At 72.2% G+C, this 25,426-nt stretch carries 19 protein-coding genes; 7 read left to right on the forward strand and 12 right to left on the reverse strand.

Annotated features, from left to right (window positions below; translation table 11 throughout):
• The first annotated feature begins 24 nt into the window (after positions 1-24).
• Entirely contained in the window at positions 25-741 is a 717-nt protein-coding gene (locus tag G1H19_RS08020; RefSeq protein ID WP_152729840.1) for a DUF3618 domain-containing protein, read from the forward strand.
• A gap of 63 nt (positions 742-804) precedes the next feature.
• On the opposite strand, the gene G1H19_RS08025 is transcribed toward G1H19_RS08020, so the two are convergent.
• From G1H19_RS08025 to G1H19_RS08035, 3 genes are read right to left on the reverse strand one after another with little or no spacing between them, the layout of a single operon-like run.
• The gene (locus G1H19_RS08025; RefSeq protein ID WP_152729841.1) at positions 805-1,587 is read right to left on the reverse strand and encodes an isocitrate lyase/PEP mutase family protein; all 783 of its coding nucleotides are present in this window, start codon (positions 1,585-1,587) and stop codon (positions 805-807) included.
• Positions 1,588-1,612: 25 nt separating this feature from the next.
• Complete coding sequence (locus tag G1H19_RS08030; protein ID WP_162392724.1) at positions 1,613-2,275, reverse strand: class I SAM-dependent methyltransferase; 663 nt, start codon at positions 2,273-2,275, stop codon at positions 1,613-1,615.
• Positions 2,276-2,315: 40 nt separating this feature from the next.
• Complete coding sequence (locus tag G1H19_RS08035; protein ID WP_162392725.1) at positions 2,316-2,669, reverse strand: hypothetical protein; 354 nt, start codon at positions 2,667-2,669, stop codon at positions 2,316-2,318.
• Between the two features lie 62 nt (positions 2,670-2,731).
• Between G1H19_RS08035 and purT the strand changes: the two genes are divergently transcribed.
• From purT to G1H19_RS08050, 3 genes are all read left to right on the forward strand, one after another.
• Positions 2,732-3,922 (forward strand): formate-dependent phosphoribosylglycinamide formyltransferase, encoded by a 1,191-nt coding sequence (gene purT, locus G1H19_RS08040; protein ID WP_152729842.1) that lies wholly within the window; start codon positions 2,732-2,734, stop codon positions 3,920-3,922.
• 115 nt (positions 3,923-4,037) lie between these two features.
• Positions 4,038-5,270: a DUF2786 domain-containing protein gene (locus G1H19_RS24445; RefSeq protein ID WP_152729843.1), complete on the forward strand. Its 1,233-nt coding sequence runs from the start codon at positions 4,038-4,040 to the stop codon at positions 5,268-5,270.
• Positions 5,271-5,468: 198 nt separating this feature from the next.
• Entirely contained in the window at positions 5,469-6,695 is a 1,227-nt protein-coding gene (locus tag G1H19_RS08050) for an NADH:flavin oxidoreductase/NADH oxidase (RefSeq protein ID WP_152729844.1), read from the forward strand.
• A 58-nt stretch (positions 6,696-6,753) separates the two neighbouring features.
• Here G1H19_RS08050 and budC read toward each other — a convergent pair whose 3' ends face one another.
• The 6 genes from budC to G1H19_RS08080 form a co-directional block, all read right to left on the reverse strand.
• Positions 6,754-7,527 carry a meso-2,3-butanediol dehydrogenase gene (budC, locus tag G1H19_RS08055; RefSeq protein ID WP_152729845.1) on the reverse strand — a complete coding sequence of 258 codons (774 nt, stop codon included), beginning with the start codon at positions 7,525-7,527 and terminating at the stop codon, positions 6,754-6,756.
• 76 nt (positions 7,528-7,603) lie between these two features.
• On the reverse strand, positions 7,604-9,196 hold the full coding sequence (locus tag G1H19_RS08060) for an APC family permease (RefSeq protein ID WP_162392726.1): 1,593 nt from the start codon (positions 9,194-9,196) through the stop codon (positions 7,604-7,606).
• A 133-nt stretch (positions 9,197-9,329) separates the two neighbouring features.
• Positions 9,330-11,303, reverse strand: a complete 1,974-nt coding sequence (locus G1H19_RS08065) for a primary-amine oxidase (RefSeq protein WP_152729847.1) — start codon at positions 11,301-11,303, stop codon at positions 9,330-9,332.
• Between the two features lie 246 nt (positions 11,304-11,549).
• On the reverse strand, positions 11,550-12,713 hold the full coding sequence (locus G1H19_RS24450) for a DUF4185 domain-containing protein (protein WP_152729848.1): 1,164 nt from the start codon (positions 12,711-12,713) through the stop codon (positions 11,550-11,552).
• A gap of 142 nt (positions 12,714-12,855) precedes the next feature.
• The gene (locus G1H19_RS08075) at positions 12,856-13,890 is read right to left on the reverse strand and encodes a DUF4185 domain-containing protein (protein WP_152729849.1); all 1,035 of its coding nucleotides are present in this window, start codon (positions 13,888-13,890) and stop codon (positions 12,856-12,858) included.
• A gap of 232 nt (positions 13,891-14,122) precedes the next feature.
• Positions 14,123-15,343: a DUF4185 domain-containing protein gene (locus G1H19_RS08080; protein ID WP_152729850.1), complete on the reverse strand. Its 1,221-nt coding sequence runs from the start codon at positions 15,341-15,343 to the stop codon at positions 14,123-14,125.
• A gap of 254 nt (positions 15,344-15,597) precedes the next feature.
• Between G1H19_RS08080 and G1H19_RS08085 the strand changes: the two genes are divergently transcribed.
• The 3 genes from G1H19_RS08085 to G1H19_RS08095 all read left to right on the forward strand — a co-directional run bounded on the left by G1H19_RS08085 (position 15,598) and on the right by G1H19_RS08095 (position 17,929).
• Positions 15,598-16,734 (forward strand): globin domain-containing protein, encoded by a 1,137-nt coding sequence (locus tag G1H19_RS08085; RefSeq protein ID WP_152729851.1) that lies wholly within the window; start codon positions 15,598-15,600, stop codon positions 16,732-16,734.
• Positions 16,731-17,456 (forward strand): DivIVA domain-containing protein, encoded by a 726-nt coding sequence (locus G1H19_RS08090; protein ID WP_152729852.1) that lies wholly within the window; start codon positions 16,731-16,733, stop codon positions 17,454-17,456. Before G1H19_RS08085 ends, G1H19_RS08090 begins: the two co-directional genes overlap by 4 nt.
• A gap of 74 nt (positions 17,457-17,530) precedes the next feature.
• The gene (locus G1H19_RS08095) at positions 17,531-17,929 is read left to right on the forward strand and encodes a PPOX class F420-dependent oxidoreductase (protein WP_162392727.1); all 399 of its coding nucleotides are present in this window, start codon (positions 17,531-17,533) and stop codon (positions 17,927-17,929) included.
• A gap of 307 nt (positions 17,930-18,236) precedes the next feature.
• Here the strand turns inward: G1H19_RS08095 and G1H19_RS08100 are convergent, their stop codons facing one another.
• The 3 genes from G1H19_RS08100 to G1H19_RS08110 form a co-directional block, all read right to left on the reverse strand.
• Positions 18,237-18,998, reverse strand: a complete 762-nt coding sequence (locus G1H19_RS08100) for a hypothetical protein (RefSeq protein WP_152729854.1) — start codon at positions 18,996-18,998, stop codon at positions 18,237-18,239.
• Positions 18,999-19,405: 407 nt separating this feature from the next.
• Positions 19,406-21,046, reverse strand: coding sequence for an SIR2 family NAD-dependent protein deacylase (locus G1H19_RS08105; protein WP_152729855.1), 1,641 nt, complete (start codon positions 21,044-21,046; stop codon positions 19,406-19,408).
• A 372-nt stretch (positions 21,047-21,418) separates the two neighbouring features.
• The gene (locus G1H19_RS08110; RefSeq protein WP_152729856.1) at positions 21,419-25,222 is read right to left on the reverse strand and encodes a P-loop NTPase; all 3,804 of its coding nucleotides are present in this window, start codon (positions 25,220-25,222) and stop codon (positions 21,419-21,421) included.
• Between the last annotated feature and the right edge of the window lie 204 nt (positions 25,223-25,426).

A 25,426-nucleotide genomic window follows, 5' to 3' on the forward strand; every position in this document is an offset into this window, starting at 1 on the left:
CAGCAGCCCCGAAGGAGTCGAGCAATGACCAGCAGTGACCCGGACGTCATCCGTCGTCAGATCGAGGACACCCGTAGCAACCTCAGCTACGACGTCGACGCGCTCAACGAGAAGGTCAACCCGTCCCGCGTGGTCGACCGTCGCGTGACCAAGACCAAGAACGCCGTGGACAACCTGCGGACCAAGGTGATGGGCAACCACACCTCGTCCTCCGGCCAGGGCGGCACGATGTCGCACGTGCAGGGTGTCGCCGGCAACGCGGCCGGCAACGTGCAGGGCTACGCCCAGAACGCCGCGGGCAACGTGCAGGGGGCAGCGCACAACGCGGCCGACTCCGTGCAGGGTGCCGCGCAGCAGGTGGCCGGCGCCGTGCAGCAGGCCCCCGCGCAGATCCAGTCGCAGACCCAGGGCAACCCCCTGGCCGCGGGCCTCATCGCCTTCGGCGTCGGCTGGCTCGTCTCCTCCCTGCTGCCCGCGTCGCAGAAGGAGAAGCAGCTCGCGCAGCAGGCCGAGAACACGGTCATGGAGTTCAAGCAGCCGCTGGTCGACCAGGCCAAGCAGGTCGCGCAGCAGATCGGCGACGAGCTGAAGCCGGTCGCGCAGGAGGCCGTGGAGTCGGTCAAGTCCACCGCGCAGGACTCCGCGACCACGGTGACCGAGCAGGGCAAGGGCGCAGCCCAGGACGTCAAGGGCCAGGCGCAGCAGTCCAAGCAGTCGGTGCAGGGCCAGGCCTCCAGCTGACCTGACCGCACCGCACACGGAGCCCCGCCGGACGTCGTCCGGCGGGGCTCCGTGCTGTCCGGCTCAGTTGAGCGCGCGGGTGCCCTCGGGCAGCGTGCCGCCGGCGAGGAAGTCGACCGCAGCGTCCTGCAGGGCGGTCAGCGCCACCCGCTGGGTGAACGGACCGGTGGACACCCGGGCCACGCCGAGCGCCTCCAGCTCGCTGACCGGCAGCGACCGGCCCGGCACGCTGATCACGCTGAGCCGACGCTCGCCGAGGGCTGCGACCAGCGCCTCGATCTCCTCCCGGGCGACCACGCCGGGCACGAAGACGCACGGCGCCCCGGCGGCCAGGTAGGCCTGGCCGCGGCGCACGGCCTCGGCCAGCACCTCCCGGCGGTCGGCGTCCGGGCCGGCCTTCACGAAGGCGTCGGTGCGGGCGTTGAGCACGAAGTCGATGCCGGCCGAGCGACCGGCGGCGAGCACGGCCTCCACCGCGGAGACCGCCTCGTCCAGCGGCTTCATCTGGTCCTCCAGGTTTCCCCCGACGACCCCGATCTCGATGGCCCGGCGCACCGTCTCCCCCGGGTGGCCGTAGCCGCCCTCCAGGTCCATCGACACGGGCAGGTCGACGGCGGCGACGATCCGCTCGACCATCGCCAGGTGCAGCTCCAGCGGGATCCTCTCCCCGTCCGGGTAGCCGAACGTCGAGGCGATGCCGTGGCTGGCGGTGGCCAGGGCCCGCGTGCCGTCCGTGGCCGCGACCACCTCCGCGGACACGACGTCCCACACGTTGGTGAGGGCCAGGATCTCCGGCGCGGTGTGCAGCTCGAGCAGGGTCTGGGCGCGGGTGCTGAGGTCTGCCATGCCCCCGAACGTACTGATCCCCGCCTCAGACCGGACGCCGCCAGGTGATCTCGTAGCGCCACAGCAGCAGCCGGCGCACCCGCGCCCCGGGCAGCACCGACGCTGCCACCTCCCGCACCTGCCGGGTGGTGAGCGTCGGCTCGTGCACCGGCATCCGCGCGTGCGTGGGCTCCCGCTGCCACGGGGTGTTCGCGCCCAGCCGGCGGGCGAGGCCGAGGGCCAGCCCGATCCCGTGGTGCGTGACCACGGCGGCCAGCTCCACCGGCAGCTCGCGCGGCAGGTCGGTCCGGGGCAGTGCGACGAGCGCCAGCACGCCACCGGGCCGGACCCAGCCGGCCATGCGGCGCAGCGCCGGCTCCAGCGGCAGGTGGTGCAGCGCGGCCAGGCTGACCACGGCGTCGTAGCTGCCCGGCGGCAGCTCGACGGTCAGCACGTCCGCCTGCCACACCTGCAGTCCGGGCGGGGCCCCCTCGGACGCGGCGGCGACCATCGCCGGGTCGACGTCCACGGCGTCGACCCGGGGACCCAGGGCGGCCAGCCGGCGAGCGAGCGCCCCGGCTCCGCAGCCGACCTCCAGCACGCGGACCGCGTCCCTGGGCACCCGGCGCAGCAGCAGGTGCTGGTACCGGGCGTTGTGGTCCCAGTCGGTGGACCGCGCAGGGTCGGACCAGGGGGTCGGGGACGTCACGCGGGCTCCTGTCGTCGACCGAGCGGGCACGGGCGGGCCACTAGCCGTAGCTGAGGCGCAGGTCGGCCCAGAGCAGCCGGTTGAGCCGGAGCCGGACGTGCCCGACCAACCCGTCGTCGCACGGGTCGTCCGGCGCGGTGGCCGTCCAGCTCAGCGCCGACTCCAGCCCTGTTCGACGCAGTTCCAGCACGGTCACCAGCTGCGGCCACCGGGGCCAGGCCGACGACCACACCAGCAGCACCGGGGCGGAGGCGTAGAGGACCGTCGGCTCGACCTCGTCGTCCAGCAGGTGCAGCCAGGGTCGGGCACCCGGCCGGCGCGGCCGGGTCAGTGACTCCCAGACCACCGGCACCGGCGCGGGCAGCGTCCGCTCGCGACTGCCGACCTCGAACACGTCGAGCACCCTAGGAGCGCGGTCAGCGCGGGGGCGCGGCCCACCCTCTCTAACCTGGGCGCATGGTCACCCTGGGCACCCCGCTGTCTCCCTCGGCCACCCGCGTGATGCTGCTCGGCAGCGGTGAGCTGGCCAAGGAGGTGCTCATCGCCCTGCAGCGGCTCGGGGTGGAGACGATCGCCGTCGACCGCTACGACCACGCGCCGGGGCACCAGGTGGCCCACCACCAGCGCACGATCACGATGAGCGACCCCGCCCAGCTGCGCGGCCTGGTGGAGGCCGAGCGTCCCGACGTCGTCGTCCCGGAGATCGAGGCGATCGCCACGCAGACGCTGGTCGAGCTGGAGGCCGAGGGCACCCGCGTGGTGCCCACGGCACGCGCTGCCCGGCTGACGATGGACCGGGAGGGCATCCGCCGCCTGGCCGCGGAGACCCTGGGGCTGCCCACCAGCGCCTACCGGTTCTGCGACTCGCTGGAGGAGCTGCGGGCCGCCGCGGCCGAGGTCGGCTTCCCGTGCGTGGTGAAGCCGGTGATGAGCTCCTCGGGCAAGGGGCAGAGCAAGCTCGACGGGCCCGACGACGTCGCCGGCGCCTGGGAGTACGCGATGGCCGGGGGCCGCGTCGCCGGCACCCGGGTGATCGTGGAGGGGTTCGTCGACTTCGACTACGAGATCACGCTGCTCACCGTGCGGTCACTGGTCGGCGGTGAGCCGGTCACCTCGTTCTGCTCCCCGATCGGGCACCGGCAGGAGAGCGGTGACTACGTGGAGAGCTGGCAGCCGCAGCCGATGTCCGAGACGGCGCTGGCCCGCGCGCAGGACATCGCCGCGGCGGTCACCGGCGACCTGGGCGGGCTGGGCCTGTTCGGCGTCGAGCTGTTCGTCCGCGGCGACGACGTGTGGTTCTCCGAGGTCAGCCCGCGCCCGCACGACACCGGCATGGTGACCATGACGACGCAGTGGCAGAACGAGTTCGAGCTGCACGCGCGGGCCCTGCTGGGCCTCCCGGTGGACACCTCGCTGCGCAACCCCGGCGCGTCCGCGGTCGTCTACGGCGGCATGGACGCCACCGGCATCGCCTTCGACGGCGTGGACGAGGCACTGGCCCTGCCCGGCGTCGACCTGCGGCTGTTCGGCAAGCCGGAGAGCTTCCCGCGCCGCCGGATGGGCGTCGCCCTGGCCCGCGCCGAGGACGTCGACACCGCCCGCGCGGTCGCCACCGACGCCGCCTCCCGGGTGCGCCCGCGCGCCTGAGCCCCGCGAGCACACCGGTCGGCCGGCGTGCCGGCCGGGCTGTGGACACCGCCCCGGCGTCCACAGCCCGGTGCGCGGGAGCGGAGCCGGCGGGCGGGGCGGGCATGCTCGCCCCGTGCCCACCCGAGCCCAGCGGCCCAGCGCCGACCCCGTCGTCCTGCTCCTCGCGGCCGGGCTGCAGGCCGCCCGCTCCCCCGACGGTGGGCGCGAACTCGACGAGGTCGCCGACGAGCTCGGCCGCCGCGCACCGCAGACCGACGTCACCGGTGCGGGCCTGCACGCGCTGACCACCCAGCTCGCCGTGCTGTGGGAGCACGGCTGGCAGCCGGCCGACGTCGTGCACCTGGCCGGCCGGCGGGTGAACCGGCGCGCGGCCCGGCTGGTGGCCGTGGGCATCACCGCCGAGGCCGCGGCGAGCGGGGCGGCCACCCGGGCGCCCGCGGCGTGGGTCGAGCAGCTGGACGGCTGCGCCACGACCAGCTCGGTCGGGCAGTGGCAGCGCAGCGAGGGCCTGGACGCGGCCACCGGCTGGCGCGACCTGATCCGCCTGGTGGCGGCGCTGCTCGCGCTGCCCGGCACGGAGCCGCTGCTGCCGCCGCCCTCGGCCTGGCCCGCCGCCCGCCGGGACGCCGCGGTGCGCACGGCCCCGGTGGCGGAGCGGGCCCTGAACCGGATCCGCGGGCTGCTGGCCAAGGCCGAGTCGACGGACTTCCCCGAGGAGGCCGATGCGCTCACCGCCAAGGCGCAGGAGCTGATGTCCCGGCACGCCATCGACGCCGCCGTGCTGGCCGACGCGCAGCCGGCCGGCGGGGCCGGCACCGCGGTCGCCCGGCGGCTGCACCTCGCCGACCCGTACGCCGAGCCCAAGGCGCACCTGCTGCACGCGGTGGCGGACGCCAACGGCGCGCGGGTGGTGCTGTACCGCGAGCTCGGCATCGCCACCGTGGTCGGGCTGCCTGCCGATCTGGAGCTGGTGTCGCTGCTGTTCACCTCGCTGCTGCTGCAGGCCACCCGGGCGCTGACCGACGCGACCCGGCACGGCGGCACCGCCACCCGCTCCGCGGCCTTCCGCCGTGGCTTCCTCCTCGCCTACGCGGCCCGGGTGGGCGAGCGGCTGGAGCGGGCGCGCGAGGAGGCTGCCACGGCGGCCACCCACGCCTACGGTGCGGACCTGGTGCCGGTGCTGGCCCGGCGGGCCGAGGAGGTCGACCGCGCCACCGACGCACTGTTCCCCCGGGTGGCCCGGCGCCGCAGCCGGTCGGTGGACGCCGCCGGCTGGCACGCCGGCCGGCTGGCCGCGGAACGGGCCGACCTGGGCGACGGGCCGGGTTCGGTCACGGCGTCGTGACAGCGCCCGCCCGGCGGCACCGGCAGCGGAGCCCGGGCACAGCACGGCACGGCACGGCACGGCACGGCACGGCACGGCGAGCTCACACGGCAGCGGGAGGGCGAGTGCGGAGAACGTGACACGGACCTGTCCTGCGGGACATCCCGACCACTCCAGCAGGCCGTCCACTGACGGGTACCGACCTGCGACGGAGGACCCATGCCCGACCTGTTCAGCCCGTTCACCCTCAAGGACGTCACCCTGCGCAACCGCATCGGGATGAGCCCGATGACGATGTACCACTCGGTCGACGGCAAGATGGACGACTACCACCTCATGTACCTCGGGGCCCGCGCCGCCGGCGGGTTCGGGCTGGTCATCCCGGAGCAGGTGGCGATCGCCCCCGACGGGCGCACCAGCGTGCACTGCGCCGGCATCTGGGAGGACGCCCAGGTCGAGGGGCACGCCCGGGTCACCGCCATGATCAAGAAGATGGGCGGCGTGGCCGGCATCCAGCTGGGCCACACCGGGCGCAACGGCAGCGAGCAGCCACCGTGGGCCGGTTGGGGCCAGATCTCGCCGGACGAGCCGGACGGCTGGCAGGTGCGCGGCCCCTCGGACATCCCCTACGGGGCCCCGAAGCGACCGTTCCCGGTGCACCCGCTCAGCGTCGAGGAGATCCAGCAGCTCCACCGGCAGTACGCCGACGCAGCGCGGCGGGCTGCAGACGCCGGCTACGAGTGGCTGGAGATGCACTTCGCCCACGGCTACCTGGCGTCGAGCTTCTTCTCACCGCTCGCCAACCAGCGCCAGGACGCCTACGGCGGCAGCCTGGAGAACCGGGCCCGTTTCCTCCTCGAGGCGCTCGACGCGGTGCGCGCGGTGTGGCCGGAGAGGCTGCCGCTGACCATGCGCCTGGGCTCGGACGACTTCCACCCCGACGGCGTGCAGTTCGACGAGGCGGTGACCGCGATCGGCTGGATGGCCGAGCACGGGCTGGACATGGCCGACGTCAGCCAGGGCGGGAACACCGACGACATGCGCGACCCCATCTGGAACGACCCGAGCGCCTGGGTCGCGCGCGCCGCCCGGGTGAAGCGGGAGGTCGGCATCCCGGTCGCCACGAGCTGGAACCTGGGCGTGCCCGCCAACGCCGACGCGGCCGTCCGCTCCGGCGACCTCGACCTCGTCCTGCTCGGCAGGCCCGCGCTCGCCAACCCGCACTGGCCGGTGTGGGCGGCCCGCGAGCTGGGCCACCCGGAGCCGTTCCGCCTGCTGCCGCCGGACACGGCGTTCTGGCTGGAGAACTTCCGCGGGCACGGGCCGAGCATCGGCTGGCCGGAGCCGGCCGGCGTCCCCGCGCCGAACACGGTGGCCGAGGAGGCCGAGCGGATCACGCTGGCCGCCGACAGCGTGCCGGTGCCGAGCGTGGGCGCCGGGGACTGACCGCTGCGGGGCACGGACCCGGCGCGGTCCGTGCCCCGCAGCCCCCGTGCTCGGTGGGTCAGACGTGCGGCTGGCCGGTGGAGGCGCTGGTGCCGCCGTCGACGGGCATCACGATGCCGGTGACGTAGCGCGCGCCCTCGCTGGCCAGGAACAGCACCGCGGGTGCGATGTCCTCCGGGTGGCCCGGCCGGCCCAGGGCGACCCGGTTCACGAACGGGGCCATGGCCTGCTCGTCGGCGGCCAGCTGCTCGGTGATCTCGGTGATGGTGAAGGCCGGGGCGACGGCGTTGACCCGCACGCCGTCGGCGCCCCAGTCCAGCGCCAGCGAGCGGACGAAGTTGCTCACCGCGGCCTTGGTCGCGTTGTAGCCGGCCTGCCCCCAGTCCCCGCGCATGCCCGACACCGACGAGGTGGCGATCAGGGTGCCGCCGGAGGAGACCAGGTGCGGGTGGGCGTGCTTGGCCAGGTGGAACAGCGCGTCGACGTTGGTGGCCCGCATCTGCGCCCACTCCTCGTCGGGCAGCTCGGTCAGCGGCCCGCTCGCGTAACCGGCCGCGTTGGACACCACGACGTCGAGCCGGCCGAACCGGTCGACCACCTGGTCGACCATGGCGCGCACCTGCGCCGGGTCGGTCAGGTCGGTCTGCACGGCGGCCGTGCGCTCGGCGGGGTGCCCCTCCAGCACCTGCTGCAGCCGGTCCGCGCGGCGGCCGGAGACGGCCACGGTGGCGCTGGCGTCGAGGAAGGCGCGGGTGATGGCGGCCCCGATGCCGGTGCCGCCTCCCGTCACCAGGACGACGGTGTCGGTGAAGTCGAAGCTCGCTGTGCGCATGCCCGGCATGGTGCCCCCGCGGTGGTGCGCCTGCACCTGCACGCGGGCAGCGGCGGAGCACCACCCGGCGGACGGTTCAGTCGAGCGTCTCCACCAGCACCGTGCGGCCGATCGCCTCGAACGTCCGTGGCCGGGCCCGCTTGAGCCACAGGGCGCCGGCGCCGGCGGCCAGGAACACGCCCAGCACGATCCACGGCATCGCGGCGAAGAACGGCGAGCCCGCCGCGCCGCCACCGGCGAAGTCGAGGTTGGAGAACAGCAGGTAGACGACGTAGAGCATGCCCAGCCCACCCAGCGCGGGGATCACGCCGGTGGTGAGGACGTTGCCCGGGTGCACCTTCTTCACGTGGAAGTAGGAGATCACCGCCACCGAGCAGATGGACTGCACGATGAGGATGGCCATGGTGCCCATGAGCGCCAGCAGCCCGTACTCGTAGACGTAGGCGCCCTGCAGGGCGTCGTCCCCGCCGACGGTCAGGACGTAGAACCCCACGGTGAGCAGCACCGTCACCACCGTCTGCACCAGCGAGGCGATGTGCGGCGAGCCGTGCGCGGCGTGGGTGGCGCCGAGCGAGCGCTGCAGGCCGGGGATCTCCCGGCCGATCGCGTACATGTAGCGGGCAGCGGCGTTGTGGAAGGCCAGCGCGCAGGCGAACGAGCCGCTGACGATCAGCACCAGGTAGACGTCGACCACCCAGCGCCCGCCGAGGTTCGCCGAGGCGAGGTCGGTGAACAGCCCGATCGCGTTGTTGGCGCTCTTGTCCACCGCCGCGGCGCCGCCGGTGCCGGCGATCACCATCCACGAGACGAAGGTGTAGAACAGCCCGAGCCCGACGACGGCGATCAGCGTCGCCCGCGGCACGATCTTCTTCGGGTTGCGCGACTCCTCGCCGTACACCGCGGTCGTCTCGAAGCCGACCCAGGACCAGAACGCGAAGAACAGCCCGATCGCGGCGCTGCCGGCGGCGATGGTGGAGCCCGCCGCCTGGACGTCGAAGCCGCCGCCCTCCGGGGCCGAGGTGAACGCGTTCACCGGGTCGACCCAGCCCAGGTCGAAGCCGTCCGCGCTGCCGCGCACCAGCACCGACACGGCCAGCGCCCCGAGCAGCAGCACCTCGGCGACCAGGAACACCCCGAGGACGACGGCGGCGACGCTGATGTCGAAGTAGCCCAGCACCCCGATGACCGCGATGCACACCCCGGCGAGCAGCAGCCAGTCGACGTCCCAGCCGAACCACTGCCCGAGGGCGTCATGGGCGAAGTAGGAGAAGATGCCGACGATCGAGCCCTCGAACACGACGTAGGCCATGGTGGCCAGCACGCCTGCGGCCATGCCCCACACCTGGCCCAGGCCGTGGGAGATGAAGCCGTAGAACGCCCCGGCGGTGGTGATGTGCCGGGCCATCGCCACGAAGCCGACGGTGAACAGGGTGAGCACGATCGTGGCCAGCAGGAAACCCGCCGGGGCGTACAGGCCGTTGCCGTAGGCGACCGCGATCGGCAGGTTGCCGGTCATCGCGGTGATCGGCGCGGCGTTCGCGACCGCCATGAACAGCACCCCGACCAGCCCGAGCGCGCCGCCCCGGAGCCGGCCGCCGGCCGCGGGCACCGACGGGTCGTCCGGGACGGTGGGCGCCGGCGCTCGGGTGGTCAGGTCGTCGACGCTCACGGGGGACTCCTCGAGGGGCTGAGCACCGGCGCCGGGTCGGTCGCGCCGTCCCCTGAACGGTGTCAGTGGCCCGGGAGCGCTACAAGGCGCCGCGGGTAACGCTTCCGTGTGCGGGACGTTTCCGCCCTCCGGGTCAGGAGCCGCCCGAGCAGTGCCCGCCCTCGCGGGGCAGGTCGAGCATCGGGTTGCCGTCGAAGAAGCCGAACGGCTTGAGGTGCATCGACACCGCCGTCACCGGCATGACCGGCCAGTCCTCCGGGCGCACCACGTGGTGGGCGCCGATCGTGTACCAGACCACCAGGTCCTCGTCGACGATCGGCCGGTCGCCGGCGGTGTAGGCCACCAGCCCGTCCGGCCCCGGGTTCTGCGCGACGTGGTCACCGGCGGCGAAACGCTCCGCCGGGTCGTAGGGCGTGACCCACAGCTGGCGGGTGGCGAACCCGCCGCGCGCGGCCTGCTGCGAGCCGTCCTGCCACAGCGGCGCCGTGTAGGCCCCCGGCTCGATCTTGTAGGCCGGCCGGGTGCCCAGCGCCGTCTCGGTGTCGGCGCTGGCGATCAGCCAGGCCCGCCCGGACAGCTGGTCGGGCAGCCGCTGCGCCTCGCTCTCGGTGGTCAGCTGGCGCTTGCGGGTGCGCCAGGCGTTGCCGTGCGGGTTGCCCGGCCCGGCGGGCTCGGCGACCGAGTCGACCTCGAACACGTTGTTGCGGGTGCCGTCCACCCGGGTGTCCAGCCGCACGCTGAAGTAGTGCTCGTGGTTGGGCGCCATGAGCCCGGGGGCGATCGTCGTCCCGAAGACCGGGTCCTCGCCCACCGGCAGCGCGCCGGTGGAGAGGATGCCGGTCAGCTTGACCTCGAACTCGATCGAGCCGTCCAGCGACAGGTTCCAGTAGAACCCGTACTCGTAGTTCCCGACCGTGGCGATCATGGACACGATCAGCTTCCGGTTGCGGCGCACCTCGGCGACGCCGGTGCGGAAGTCGGTGTGCTTCCAGCCGATCGAGGCGTCCTCCTCGTGCATGCAGATCGCGTTGCCGATCCGCACCGGCTCGCCGTCCTGGTCGTTCACCCAGCCGTCGAGGTAGTGGATCTCGCCCAGGCAGTCGCAGCCGAGCTCGAGGGAGTTGGCCAGCCAGCCCAGCCCGTACTCGCCCTCGTCGAACACGTTCTTGTTCCAGTGCGTGGGCCGGGGGTCGCCGTAGGGCACGTACATCTCCGACAGCGACGCCCGGTGCAGCACCGGGCGCAGCACGCCCCGGTCGACGTAGCCGACGTCGTGCAGCACCAGCCCCTCGCGCGGGGTGAAGCCGATCCGGAACCGCCAGTTGGCCCAGGACACCGCGTGCCCGTCGACGGTGAAGCTCGGGCCCTCGGGCTGGGTGATGCTGATCGGGCGCAGCCGCTCGCGCACCGCCGGGAACGAGGGCACGTTGTCCGGGGCGGTGATCAGTGCCGGGTCGTAGTTGCCCGCCTTCGGCGGCAGCGGGACGACGCCGTGGTCGTCGACGGCCAGCACCTGCATCGTGTCCAGGTCGACGGTCACCACGAGCCCCTCCACCGGGCGGGCGTAGCCGTTGTCCCCGGGCGCGCTGCGCACGAAGGTCAGCGGCCGGGCCAGCCGGCGGCCGCCCGGGTCGTCGTCCGGGCCGGTGTAGCCACCGGCCCACGGGTCGAGCATCGCCAGCGACGGGTCCTGCACCCCGCGCAACGCCATGGCGGCCAGCCAGCGCGCGTCGGCGCGCACCACCTCCTCGCAGGCGTTGAACTCCTCCGCGGTCATCGACGGCTGAGCACCGGCCACGTGCCGCCACTCCACGACCGCGCCGGTGGACAGCGACACCACGGCCTCGTAGGTGGCCCGCAGCCGGGGGTTGCGCAGCACCGCCGCGGCCCGGCGGTCCCAGGCGGTGCCCGGCACCCACGCGAGGACGGCGTCCTTGTGCGGCTCGGCGAGCTCCACGAACACGAACCGGGTGCCCTCGGGGAACCGGGCGTCGGCGCGCAGCAGGGCCGACGCGGCGGAGATCTCCGCGGCGGCGAGCGGCTCCAGCGGGTGCCCCGGCAGCGCGGTGCCGGCGGCGGTGTGCGGGCGGTCGACGGTGACGGTCATGACGTCCTCCGGGGGGCGCGTGGGGTGGCGGCGCCGGGGCGCCGGTGCCCCGTGGTGCGCCTCACCGTAGGCAGTCGGTGTTACGTCCGGGTGCGCGATCTGCCGCCCGGCCGGTGACCGGCGGCCCCGATGCCACGCGCGCCTGGGTCGCCGCCTGCAGCACAGCCGACGTCGACCCCTGCAGCACCCGTCCGGACGTGGCCGAGCTGGCCGCCGTCACCGGCGCGCTGGCCACCCAGCCCGGGGTCAGGGGTAGGGGATCTCCGTGAACACCGGCTGCCCGGCCGTGGGGTCCTCCAGCAGCCGGGCGAAGTCGAGGGTGTTCCGCGAGATCGACACCAGCAGCCGCCCGGAGGCCAGCTCCACGTCCGGGTGCGCGAGCGGCGTGTAGGACAGGTCGCCGGTGTCGAACCCGGCCGGCGCCGGCACCCCGGCGCGCGGCTGCCAGGGCCCGACCGGGGTGGGCGCGGTCCAGCTGAACACGAAGTCGCCCAGGTCGCCGTCCTTCTTGGAGACGGCGACCCACCGCCCGTCCACGTGGTCCACCGACAGCGTCTGGGACACCCCGCCGGCGGCCGGCAGCACCGGCGTCGACCGGGTGCGGTCCCGCTGCCACCGGTCACCGGCCCAGAACTCCCAGCTCGACCGGGTCCCGACCGCACCGACCCGCACCCGGGCGGCGTGCAGCTCCCGGCCGAACTCCAGCGGCAGGCCGGTGAACCGGGTGCCGTAGACGTGCAGCCAGCCGTCGTGCACGGTGGACGCCGCTCCCCAGTTGACCTGGTACGCCGAGCCGTCGTCCGGGGTGACCTCCACGACCTGGCGCAGCTGCGGCGCACCGCCGTCGGACACGGTGAACACCGCGGCCGACGTGCCGCGGAACTGGAAGTCCATCGACCCGCCGTCGCCCCGCCGGGTGCGCGCGCACAGCACGACGACGATGTCGCTGACCGGGTCGTCGGCGGACTGCGCGCCGGGGTGCATCACCGACACCGACATCGGCCACATCACGGTGCCGTCCTCGGCGTCCGGCACGACCGGCCCGCCGTCCGGGGCGACGAGCTGGGAGACGCAGCTGCCGGCGGTGACCAGCATCGAGTTGGCCACGATCCGCGGGGTGACGTCGGCGGCCCGCACCGTGTCGCCGAAGACCCACACCAGGCGGCCGTCGGAGAGCCGGGCGCTGGCGCCGATGTCGGCGGCCTGCCAGCCGGGCAGGTCCGCGCCGGACACCAGCTCGTTGACCAGGTCCGCCGACACCAGTGGTGATCCGCCGACCGGCGGGCAGGCCGGTGCCAGCGCGTTGCCGCCGACCGCGGGCCGGACCGTCCCCGCGGTCGAGCAACCGGTGAGCACCAGCGCGGCGGCCAGCGTCCCGACGAGGCTGCGCGACAGCGGGGACCGGGGCACACCCCCATGGTGCTCGCTGCCGGCTCGCCGGTGCTGTGGTGGGCCTGCGGCGTGTCGACCGTCGCGGACCAGGACGTCCGGGGCCAGGACGTCAGGAGCCAGGACGTCGGGGGTCAGGACGTCGGGGGTCAGCCGTCCTGGCTCACGGCCGGGGGATCTCGGCGAACACCGGCCGGCCGACCTCCGGGTCGGCGAGCAGCTGGGCGGAGTCGGTGGTGTTGCGGGAGATCGAGACCAGCAGCTGACCGGATTGCAGGGAGATCTCCGGGTGCGCCAACGGTGCGTAGGTCAGTTGCCCGGTGTCGTACCCGGCCGGGGCGGCGATGCCCCGGCGCGGGGTCCACGGGCCGACCGGGGACGGCGCGGTCCAGCTGTACACGAAGTCACCCAGGTCGCCGTCCCGCTTGGAGACCGCGACCCACTCGTCGCCCACCGGGTCGACCGACAGGGTCTGGGAGACCCCGCCGGCGGCGGGCAGCACGACCGCGGCGCGGGCCGGGTCGCTCTGCCACCCGGTGCCGTCCCAGAACTCCCAGCGCGAGCGGTCGGCAGGGGCGGCGATCGGCACCCGGGAGACGAGCAGTTCCCGGCCGAACACGCCCGGGTCGCCGGTGAGGCGCGTGCCGTAGACGTAGTACCAGTCGCCCTGCACGCTGGCGGCCGCACCCCAGTTGACCTGGGTGACGTCGTCGCTGTCCGGGGTGAGCTCGACGACCTCCTCCAGCTGCGGGGTGCCGCCGGCCCGCACCGTGAACACCGCGGCCGACGTGCCGCGGAACTCGTAGTCGAAGACCCCGCCCTGGCCGCCGCGGCGGGTCCGGGCGCAGAGCACCACGACGGCGTCGGTGACGCCCTTCGCCGCCAGGTCCGGGGTCGGGGGCAGCACCGCGACCGACATCGGCCACCGCACGCTGCCGTCGAACGCGTCCGGGATGACCGGCCCGCCGGTGGGCGCCACGAGCTGGGAGAGGCACGTGCCGGAGGACAGCAGCATCGAGTTGGCGACCAGCCGGGGCGACACCCCCGCGGCGCGCACGGTGTCCCCGAACACCCAGACCAGCCGTCCGTCGCTCAGCCGGGCGCTGGCCCCGATGTCGCCGGCCTGCCAGCCGGGCAGGCCCGCCTGCGACACCACCTGGTTCACCAGGTCGGCGGACACCCGCGGCGGGACGGCCACCGGCGGGCACGGTGGCGACAGCGTGTAGGACGGCGCGGCGGTGCCCGCCGGATCCGAGCACCCGGCGACCGCGAGGCAACCCACGAGCGCCGCGACGACGCACGCCGCCCGACGCGAGATCCTGTTACTGCTCGGCACGCTCACATGGTCCCCCCGCTGACCTGCCCGGCGGCCCGATCGGCCAGTGCCGTCGGTCACCGCGGCGACGCCCCGGAGGGCCGACCCCGGCAACTCAGGGCCGGGGGATCTCCGCGAACGTCGGCCGCCCGATCCGCGGGTCGGCCACCAGCGAGTCGTAGCTGGTGCTGTTGCGGGAGACCGACACGAGCAGCCGCCCGGAGGCGAGCTCGACGTCGGGGTGGGCCAGCGGGGAGTAGGTCAGCCGGCCGACGTCGTAGCCGGCCGGCGCGGAGAGCCCGCGCTGCGCCGTCCACGGCCCGACCGGGGAGGTCGCGGTCCAGCTGTAGACGAAGTCGCCGAGGTCGCCGTCCCGCTTGGAGACGGCGACGAACTGACCGTCGATGACGTCGACCGACAGCAGCTGGGACACCCCACCGGAGGCCCCGATCACGACGGCGGACCGCTCGGCGTCGTCCTGCCAGTCACGGCCGTCCCAGAACTCCCACGCCGAGCGCTCGGTGGGCGTGCCGATCGGGACCCGGGCCACGTGCAGCTCCCGGCCGAACTGCAGCCGCTCACCGGTGAGCCGGGTGCCGAAGACGTAGAGCCAGCCGTCGTCCACGGTGGCTGCCGCACCCCAGTTGACCTGGGTGGCGTCCTCGTCGTCCGGGGTGATCTCGACGACCTCACGCAGTTGCGGGGCGCCCCCGGCGGTCACCGTGAACACCGACGCCGAGGTGCCCCGGAAGTGGAAGTCCATCGGCCCGGCCGGGCCCCGCCAGGTGCGGGCGCTGAGCACCAGGAACACGTCGGTGATGCCCTCCCCCGCCGCTGCCGCCGCCTCGGGCGGGAGCACCACGACCGACATCGGCCACTGCACCAGGTCCGGCGCCAGGTCGGGGATCACCGGGCCAGCCTCGGGGGTGACCACCTGGGAGAGGCAGCTGCCCGAGGACACCAGGATGGAGTTGGCCACCATGGTCGGTGAGTAGCCCGCGGCCCGGAACGTGTCGCCGTAGACCCAGACGAGCCGGCCGTCGTGCAGCGGGGCGCTGGCACCGACGTCGGCGGCCTGCCAGCCCGGCAGCTGCGCCTGGGACACCATCGCGTTGACCTCGGCGGCGCTGGTGAGCTGGGGCCCGGTCACCGGCGGGCAGGCCGGCGCGAGCTGGTAGCTGCCGTCCTCGGCGGTCGAGGCGGTGGGCGCCGCCGGGCGGACCTCGGAGCTGCTCGCCGTCGGTGCGGCGTCGGCGTGCCCGTCGACCTGCGCTCCGGAGCACCCGCTCACGAGCAGGGCGAAGACCAGCCACGGCAGCGTCCTCGGCCTGGTCACGGCCTCATCGTGCAGGGACGGCCGGGCCGCTCGCTCGGCACTGCGGCGATCGACCGTGATGAAAGTCGGCTGGACCCGGTGTGCTCCGACGGGTCGTCACCCTCAGCGAGAGCATGATCACGGCGCCCGTGATGGCTCGGTGCACAGCCCGATCACATCGCTCTGCGTGCGCACTTCTGGTGACCTCCGTTACATTCTCGGCGACAGGTGCGGGCTGGCAGCCGGCCCCGGACCGCCCGGGAGGGGATGCGCGGATGGACGTCGCCGCGATGCGGGCGACCTTCGCCAAGGCAGCGGCAGCCGGGGACGAGGCGCCGCTCTGGTTCTACGCGCACCTGTTCCTGAGCCACCCCGGGACCCGGCAGATGTTCCCCGTCTCGATGGCCCACCAGCGCGACCGGCTCTTCCAGGCGCTGGGCGAGGTGGTGGCCCGGGTCGACGACCTGGACTCGCTGCTGCCGGTGCTGCGGGAGCTGGGGCGCGACCACCGCAAGTTCGGCACGCTGGCGGCGCACTACCCGGCGGTCGGGGCCAGCCTGCTGGCCACCCTGCAGCACTTCGACCCCGACTGGGACGCCGCCCGCGCCGCCGACTGGACGGCGGCCTACGAGCTGGTCGCCTCGGTGATGATCGAGGCCGCCGAGGAGGCCGCGGAGCAGCCGCCGTGGTGGGACGCCGACGTCGTGGGTCACGAGCGGCGCACGCACGAGGTGGCCGTGGTGTGGCTGCGCCCACGCGAGCCGTTCCCGTTCCGGGCCGGCCAGTCGTTCTCGCTGGAGACCGACCTGCGGCCGCGGCTGTGGCGGTACTACTCCCCCGCCAACGCCCCCCGGGACGACGGCCTGCTGGAGCTGCACGTGCAGGCCCGCGACGGCGGGCCGGTCAGCTCCGCCCTGGTGCGCCAGCTGCGGGTCGGCGACGTGGTGCGGCTGGGCCCGCCCGGCGGCCGGCTGGTGCTCGACGGCGACCCCGACCGGGATCTGCTGCTGATCGGTGCCGGGACGGGCCTGGCCCCGCTCAAGGCACTGGTCGACCAGGTGGCGCGGGAGGGGCCGACGCGCCGGATCGACCTGTTCGTGGGCGCCCGCACCGAGGACGCGCACTACGACCGCGCCGACCTGCAGCGGCTGGAGCGGGAGCACCCGTGGCTGTCGGTGACCCTGGCGGTCTCCCGGGACGAGCTCTCCTCCCTGCCCCGGGGCGACGTCGCCGACGTGGTCCTGCAGCGGGGGCCGTGGCGCAGCCGCGAGGTGTACGTCGCCGGGGGGCCGGCGACCGTCGAGGCGACGCTGGCCCGGATCGGGCCACAGGTGCCCGCGCAGCGCATCCACACCGAGGTGTTCGCCGCCAGCCGGCCCGGGCCCGATCTCGACGGAGAGGTGACCGCATGACCAACGACGTGCACGGACCGGGGGGCGGGGACGGACGGCTCACCCCGGCGGCGCTGCGGGCCGTGACCTTCTCCCGCGCCTCGATGCTGCACCACGGTTACAACGAGCACGAGGTGGACGACGTCCTGCGGCGGGCCGCCGCCGAGCTGGCCCGGCTGGAGGAGGAGAACGCGGAGCTGCACCAGCGGGTGCAGGCGCTGCAGCGGGAGGTCGACGGCGTGCAGGTGCCGGAGCCGCCGAGCGAGCAGGCGGTGCGGCTGCTGTCGGTCGCGCAGCAGACCGCGGACGCCTACGTGGCCGAGGCCGAGGACTTCAGCCGGCAGGTGGCCACCCAGGCGCGCGACCTCTACGAGGACCAGATGCACCAGGCGCGGGAGAAGGCCGGCGCGATCATCCAGGCGGCCCAGGAGGCGGCCGGGTCGATCACCGGGGCCGCCGCGCCCGCCGGCGACGGCAGCACGCCCAGCGCCGAGGAGCTGCAGCACCAGGTGGTGTACCTGCAGGCGTTCGGCGAGGCGGTGCGCCACCAGCTGCGCTCCTACCTGGAGGCGCTGATCAGCGACGTGGAGACCGAGTGGGGCCGCGCCGACCCGGCGTCGGTGCCGCTGGTGCCGCTGCACGCCCACGACACCGGCCCGGCTCCCCGCCTGCCCGAGCAGGTCAGCGTGGACGGGCGGCACGAGGCCGCCGGTGCGCAGGCGCTGGTGACCGCCCCCGACTGAGCGACCGGCCATGGGCGACGATGGCCGTACCGCGACCACGGCGCCCGCCGGGTGCGGCCACCGAGAGGACACCCGTGGAACTCCCCGCCGGCCTGCTCGACCTGCTCGACCGCCCCAGCCCCTGCTTCGTGGCCACCGTGATGGCCGACGGCTCGCCGCAGATGACCCAGACCTGGGTGGACGCCGACCCGTCGGGCCGCATCCGGATCAACACGGTCGAGGGCTACCTCAAGGTGCGCAACATGCGCCGCGACCCCCGCGTCGCGCTGAACATCGCCGACCCCGCCGACCCGTCGCGGTACTTCGCCGTCCGGGGGCGGGTGGTGTCGATCAGCCCGGACGGCGGGGCGGAGCACATCGAGCAGTTGGCGCAGAAGTACACCGGTGGGCCCTACCCCTGGTACGGCGGGCGGGATCAGGTGCGGCTGATCGTGCTGGTCGAGGCGGACCGGGTGCACTCGCCGCAGGGCTGAGGTGTACCCGCCACGGACATGACACAGGCCGCTCCCCGGGAGGGGAACGGCCTGGTCACACGGGTGGAGCTGAGGGGACTCGAACCCCTGACCCCCACACTGCCAGGCCGTCATGATCGCGTTCGCTGAAGTTCGCGGATGTCCGAAGAGGGCTGCTGAACAGGGGCTTCGTCGCTCTGCCGGACGACGGCGAACGACGGCGGACCAAGATCGATCTGGGCCAACTGCAACCAGAACCGCAACCACGGACGCGGAGTCGCTGGTACCGCCGCCCTGCTCCCCCGCGGGCTCGCGACGAGGCGAAGCGTCACCGACTCGGGATTGTGAGTTTCGCGGGCAAGACCTGCTGGTCCGCGCGATCTTGTAGGCCCGGGGAGCCCGCAGTTCGATCCTTCGGAAGTCGCCAGTTGGTGGGCACCCGATCGTCAGCGATGCCTGGGTTGGGGGAAGGCAGACCGCGCTCTTCGATATTCACCACATATCGGTGCCATCCCGCTCCTGCCTGGAACCTCGCCAGCCAGAGCTGCGTTGTCCCTAGAGGCTGATAAGGATCTCGTTGTGCGCGACCGCGAAACCAGACGTCCGAGATGCCCAGCGGCAACACGAGGTCATCGACGCGCTCAGACGTCGCGTCGTCGTACGTATCTGAGAGTCGATAGAAATAGTCGCCGCCTGCCTTATGACTCCGGGCGAACAGGAAGAGGTGCCGCTCATCGGCTGGCTGGGCCAAGAGCTTGTCCAAATTTTCACGAGCCCAGCCTTCCTGTAGCAGCTCGAAACACACTTGCGCAAGTTCGTTCAAGCGCGACGGGATGGAGCCGCTTTCGATCTGGGGCTGTCCGGCCCTTTTGGCGCGGGCCCATTCATTCATAAGGCGTGTGGCAGGGGGCGACGTGATTTCCACGATGCCTTGGCGCGCCTGACCATCGGGATAGACCCAAGAACCGTCGGGCATCTTGTTGCCTGCGCCGGCATCGGCGAGCTTGATCTCTACTCCGAGCACCTGCTCCATCGCCAGGAATGCGATCTCCTCTTCACGGCTTGCCGTGGTCCCGGTCGCGTTACTCATGGCATGAAGGCTAGTGACCACGTGACCACGTGACCACGTGACCACGTGACCACGTGACCACGTGACCACGGTCGCGCCGAGCGCCGAGCGCCAGCACGGACGAGTAGCCCCTCGGGAGCGCTCACCGCGTCAAACACGGCCCTGTTGCTCCGCATCCTCGGCCATGAGCTGGTCATGCGAGGCAACCCCATACGTCCAGCGAGGCGCCTCATGATCGGTGTTCGGGGCTCGCCCGTAACCACGGCTGGCCATCGGAGGGCTCGAGGCGGGGCCGCCGCCCGGATGTAGACGGCGGCGCAGGCCGCGGAGCTGCGGCCCTGAAGGGCCGATTGAGCGCCGCGGGTCGCAGCGAGATCTCGACAGGGCGCCACCTGCGTGAAGTGGACCAAGAAGGCGACTATTGACGGTCAATCGTTCATCAAGCGCCTGACAATGTTAACCGCCTCCGCCACATCCATCACAATGACAGTCGCGCCTTTTGCGGATACTCGCCGGTCGGTATGCGCGATCTCGTTGCGGACCTTGTAGTGAGTTGCGATTTTGTCGCGAAGACTCGGCGGGAGCGCATCCTGCACCACAGTATCCTGGATCATCGCTCCTAGTATTGGCGCGCGCCTGAGTCGCATGGAGCCAGCGCTACTCCTTTCGAGGAGGCGCCGCAATTCGTGCTCCAGAAGGGAGAAGGATGCTAGAACAGCCGCGCGATACTCACCCTGTTTCAAGAGCCGTGTCGGCTCATCGTCTAGTTTCGGACGTATGACCTCGAATGCGCGGTGGAAGGCATGGTCGAGGCGTCGGAGAAATACGGCCCAGTCCACGCTCGATTCCGGGTCGGCCCTGGACACAAGTGCACCCTCGAGACCGCTAACATCCCCAGGGAGTCGGGCCTGCTCGTCCCCCACGAATATGAACTCCGGTGAGTCACTGTCGCCCGAGGCTGCCAAGCCAGCCTCGAAAGCAGTATTTGGAGAGCCGAGATCGACCAATACTAGCGACGCCTTGTTGATGAGCGCGTAGATTTTCGCCATAAGGTTATCCCCGGGCGCGACAACGTCGGCCGCCATTACCGGAGCAAAGCCCCAACGCTCCGCGATCGGGTAAACGTGCTCCTTGTACATCGCGGCGCATTGAGTCGGTACTGAGAAAAACACAAGGCGACTCTGCGAAGTTCTTGGTAGCGCAAGTTCCACCTTGGATTCCGGCTCAGTCGCTGTACTTCGGGAGATGATGCCTTCGGACCAATACTCCCGCAACTCGCGGAATGCAATAGATAGGACGTCGCCATATGAACGCCCCGGAGCGGACGGCAGGTTGATGACTTTCACACCCCGCCGCTCGAACCGTGCACGGGCATGCGGCGCGGCTCCTATCTGCAGCACATACGCCGGGCGCCTCAGACTCCCCAGTCGGTCTTTCACGATGTGCCAGATTTGACGGAGGTCGGGGTCGTCCAAACTATACCCGATGAAGAATGCCGTCCTGTCGATAAGGAGGCTGGAAAGGTAGGTCGACATCAAAGGGAAGTTGCCTATGAAAGCATCGTAGTCATCTTCGGTTACCACCATGCGACCGGGATGATGCAGGTCGCCATGCATCTTCAGCAGCTTAACACTTGCCGCCGCATTAGCAACGGCGAGTTGATCTTCCGAGAGTACTGGCATGCAATAACGCTTGAGTCGGGCGTACGCCTCTTCCAGGAGAAAATCCCAGTTCGTCGTGACCAGTCGATCAAACGGCATCCGACAGAACTCTTCGTGCGGACGCCCCGGTTGGATTGTGGAGGTGTGGAGTTCCTCGGCAATCGCCTCAACCAATTTCACCCGTGAGAATTCATGCGAATATGCAGACAGCCCTTCGAGAGCGTTGGAGTATTCGTAGTCAGGAAGCGCTGCAGCTATCGCTCGTCCTAGCGAGTCCCAGTCCGGCATCTTCTTGCCAGGCGGAAGAGTCGCGTTCACCGAGAAACCTGCACCGATGAACGGCAAGCATCGCCCCTGGACGAGATCCTCTAGAAAGGGCGCGGGAAAAAACTCCAGGTACTCCGTCAATCTGCGCTCCTCCGTGCCAGACCCGTCTCCGGGAGGGACAGATTAAACGTTCTGTCGCGAGGCAACTGCAACCGGCTGCCGGCTGGCCGCCGACCGCGTGGTTCGGCCGCACGCGACGTCAGCCGGGAGGCACGCTGCCGGCTGCGACCGGTGCGGTCACGTAGGAGCTCATCCGCCGGCTGGAGCACTCCTCCGCCGGCGCCGCGCTGATGCCTAGCAGCACGCCGGGGGGACCGCGACGCGGAGATCGCCCAAGGCTCGACGCCACACTGTCGCTACGTCGGCCACACTGCACGAGGCTTCCGACGCGGGAATGCGGAAGCCACCGCCGGAACGGCCCCGATGGCTGGCTAGACCCACAGCTGCGTCGGATCATGCGGTGGCGGCGGTCTGAACGGCCAACTCGAGCGCCGCTAAGCAAGGGCCGACCGTGCCGTGCGTATGCATGTCGTCGATCTCATGGGCGAGGCTGCCGGGGCTGGCATCGGACGCCACGGCGTCAGCGATGCGTCGCAGCGGTTCGGCGACGTCGGGAATGTCAATGATGCTGAGGAGCCCTCGTGCCCGCTGGAGCGCATCGCGGGCTTGCTGCCTGAGCTCGGGCTCCTGCCGCGTCCCGGAGAGCTGAACCGTGGCAATCGCCGCCCGCGATGCCCGCACAAGTGCCGCGATGATCTCGGCGGTCTCCGCGACAAATCGGCCGGGTCGCACGGGTAGCCCGGCCTCCTGCGCGAGCTCGTGCAGCTCGTCGATGTCGATGACCGGGAAGGAATCGCGGGCTCCGATCACGGTCGCGGTGTAGCTGTACAGGACGTCCGCCTCCGCCGGGGCGGCGATGACGCGGAATGCGAGCGGGTGCGCGCTTGGCGCAGCTCGCACCAGCCGCAGTAGCGCGTCGACGGCGGCGGCATGAGCCGCCGGCGCAACCGGCAGCAGCCACCTTCGGGGCTCCGCGACCATGCCCGGCTTTGCGCCGGAACTGACGGGGCGAGCGGCGTCGACGGAGGCGCCGGAGACTTCGGCGAGTGCCTGACGGAGCAGCTCGCGCTCATCGCGCAGCTGCCGGTCGCGAACGGCGGCTGCCGCGTCGCGAAGGGCCGCCGCCGTCAGCCGCTCCGGCGGAGGGTCGATTGTGGCGCCGTCGGCGAACCCGATCAGTACGGCTGCTGCGTCGTCGAGGACCGCGGTGAAGGTCGGGTCGAGGGGATCCGGCTCGCCCGCGAGCCGCGCAGCTCCGGTGGCGGCCGCGGCACGGAAGTGCTCACCGGCGTCTCGCAGCTGCGAGCCGATGAGCCGCATCCGTTGACGCCTCGCGGCCACGTCGGGGTCTGCGGCGGCTGCTGCGAACTGGTGCGCAGCCGCGGCCGCCGTATCCAATGCTTGTGCGGCGTCGTCTCCGCGCTTGCTGGGCGGCGAGCCGAGCGGCGCGAGGATGACCGGCTCGGTCGCCGGCATGGCACCGAGCGCAGCGGCTTCGCGCTGCAGTTGCTGGCGACGTTGCTCCCACCGCCTCAAGTGTTTTCGGTCGGCGTCGCCCGGCCGCACCAGGCGTTCGACCATTGTCAGCACTACGTCGCGAGCTAGCGTGACGGCCGCGGCCTGCTGCCGCAGCCGCGCGGTCAGCGACGTGGAGGAGAGTTCGCGCTGCACCCAGTCGTTGAACCCACGGTTCCATCGGGTCACGGCCTGCGGCGGCATGTTCTCGCGCGGTATCGCCTTGTGTGGCCCGGTCCGGCCGTGGATCGGCAGGTCGGCGCCGTCGTAGCGCGCCACGGTCACCTCTGCCAGGCGTGCTTCGGGCAGCAGGTCGAGCACCGTCGCCGCGAGTTCGGCGGCCCGCGCCTCGGGCGACTGGGCTCCGTCGATGGGGTGGATGAACCTGGTTCGCGCGGTCCCGCTCGCGTGGTCGAGTTGGGCGTCGATAAGCAGCGGCCATTCCTCCCGTAGTGCGTCGAGCCGGGCGGCTGGCGGCGGCAGCGCTGTAAGCAGCGCGGCTCGAGCAGCGTCGTCTGCGCTTGCGCGATGCGCGCTGGCGATCCATCGTGCGGCGACTCGTACGTTCCCGGTCGGGGCCGCTGCCGCGAGGCGCTCCGAGGCGGTGGTCGTCCAGGCCACGCCGGTCTCCAACGCCTCGAGCAGGCGGGCACCGTCTGCAGCCGTGGCCTCCGTGATCCGCCGCAGCCATTCATCCGCGTCGACCGCGGTGGCCGCTAGCTTGAACAGGGCCGGGTCGGGTCTGGGCAGTGCGGCCGCCTGCTCATGGAATGCCGCGGGGAGGATCGACAGGTCCACCCCAGCAAACCGCGCCCCAACAGCCAGCGTCAGCCATTGCCCGAGGTTCATCGACAGCTGCAGTGTCCGGGCGACGCGTACGCACGCGCGTGCGTGTTCGGCCACATCGGCCAGCCGCGCAGCTTCTAGCCATTGCGCCGATTCCGCGCCCGCGGAGGCGACCCGACGTGTGACGGCGTCCGCGATCGCCATAGGGTCGCCTGCTTCTCGGACGATGACTGGCAGCCGGGCTGCGACCGCTGCAGCGGAAGCGTCGTCCACGATTGCTGCGAGTGTGTCCGCGATGCGCGGCGGGGGGCGTTCGTGCAAGAGCGAGCGCAGCTGTGCCGAGCGCAGCTCGTGCAGTCCCGTCCAGAGGCCGGCCTTGGATTCGACAATCAGATGCTCCCGGTTCAACCGATTCAGCGCTGCCGCGAGATTCGGGCCGCCGCCCCGCCGCAGGAGCGTGTCGGGATCCACATCCAGCCCCACGCTATGTGCCGTCGTCACATAGCGTGCCACCGCCAGCTCCGTCGCCCGCGAAGGATCCTCAAGTCCGGCCGCCTGCTCCGCCAGCACCGACGTCAGCCGACGCCCCGCCACGACTAGATGCAGGAACTCCATCAACAGACCACGGGCTTGGCCCCATGCCTCGTCGACTGCCATCACCGGACGGACTCCACGCTCGCGCAGGATCTGCTCGATGTCCTTCGCGGCCTGCCGCGTCAGGGTCAGGCGCACAAGCACCGCTCGCCGCAGCGCGTCGGCAACCGCGAAGTCTTCTTCGCGCGCCGCTCCGACGATGTAGACGCCTGGCATTTCGAGCAACGCCTCCGCGGCCCGACGCCACCCCGCACGGCTGGCCCGGCCGATGTCGTCCACACAGACTAGGAGGGGATACGACTTCGAGGGGCGCTGCTGATCGATAGCCGCGACGAGCAAGTCCGCGTCCGCCTCCGCAAGTTCATGCACCCGCCAGACGCGCATCCGCTGCGCATGCTCTGCCGCGGCCCGCCACAGCAGCGCCGACTTCCCAGCACCGCTCGGCCCCAGGATCAGCACCAGGCGATCGCTTGTAAGCCCGTCGGCGATCGCCTCCAACTCGCCTGGTCGCGCCACGTCAAGCCCGGCCGCGATGTGGGCAGGCCGCACGTCTACACCACTGAGGAACTCCTCCACCGACAGCGCAGATTCCAACCGGAACGTCAACGGCGCGACCACGCGACGCACCCGATCGATCGGCACTGCGGCCGTTGCGACTGTCCGCGTAGCAGCGTCCACGGCCACGTCCAGCTCGCCCAGCGAGAGCGTCACCGGCCGCTCCGCTGGCCGGCTGGCTTGCTCCGCGGACGCGTCCGCCGCCACCACTAGGCACCGGTCGAGGGCAAGTTGCGCCACCGCTGGATCGATGCCGTGAAGATCAGCAAGATCCATCGCCGCTCCAGTTAGGTCGGCCGCATCGCTGACCAAGCGAACTCTTCGCAGGAGCGACGCAACCTCCGCCTCACCCACGCCGTCCACTACGGAGGCAATGTTCGCCACCACATCCGGCGCCAGCTCCAGGCGCTCATCCCACCCCGTAGCCACAAGACCGCCACCGAACCCACCGTTGGTGACGAGGCACCCCGTGGCCTCGGGATCGGCGCGGAGCATCGGCGCGACATGAGCCAGGAAGTCGGCTAGGTCTCCCGGTCCCAAGAACGCGCCCGCCGAGGCTTGTTCCTTCGCCTGCACAAACTGCCGCCCCGCGCCCGGGGTGGGGACCGTGTCAACGTCCTCCAGCCCCTCCGGTGTTAGTGCAGTCGCCGGGAACACGCCTTGCGCCGCCCGGACGAGAAGCGTCGCCGTCAACCGCAGCTGGTATCTGACCCCCGCGACGTTTCGAGCACCGGCGCGGCGCGACACCCATAGCTCCTGCGGCGGCTTCGTGGGTACCACCCGCTGCCGCGTCAGCTTTCGTGAGCGCGCCCCCTTTCCCACGTACCCACGCTAACCCTCGACACCGACCCACGTGGCCGGTCCGCTGCCGCCCCAGAACACATGGTCGCCCCTCCGCCGCCCGCGCAGTTGCCGCCAAGGCGACCGTTTGCGACTACTGCAGAAGACTGA

The organism is Goekera deserti, assembly GCF_010685995.1.
Lineage (GTDB): Bacteria > Actinomycetota > Actinomycetes > Mycobacteriales > Geodermatophilaceae > Goekera > Goekera deserti.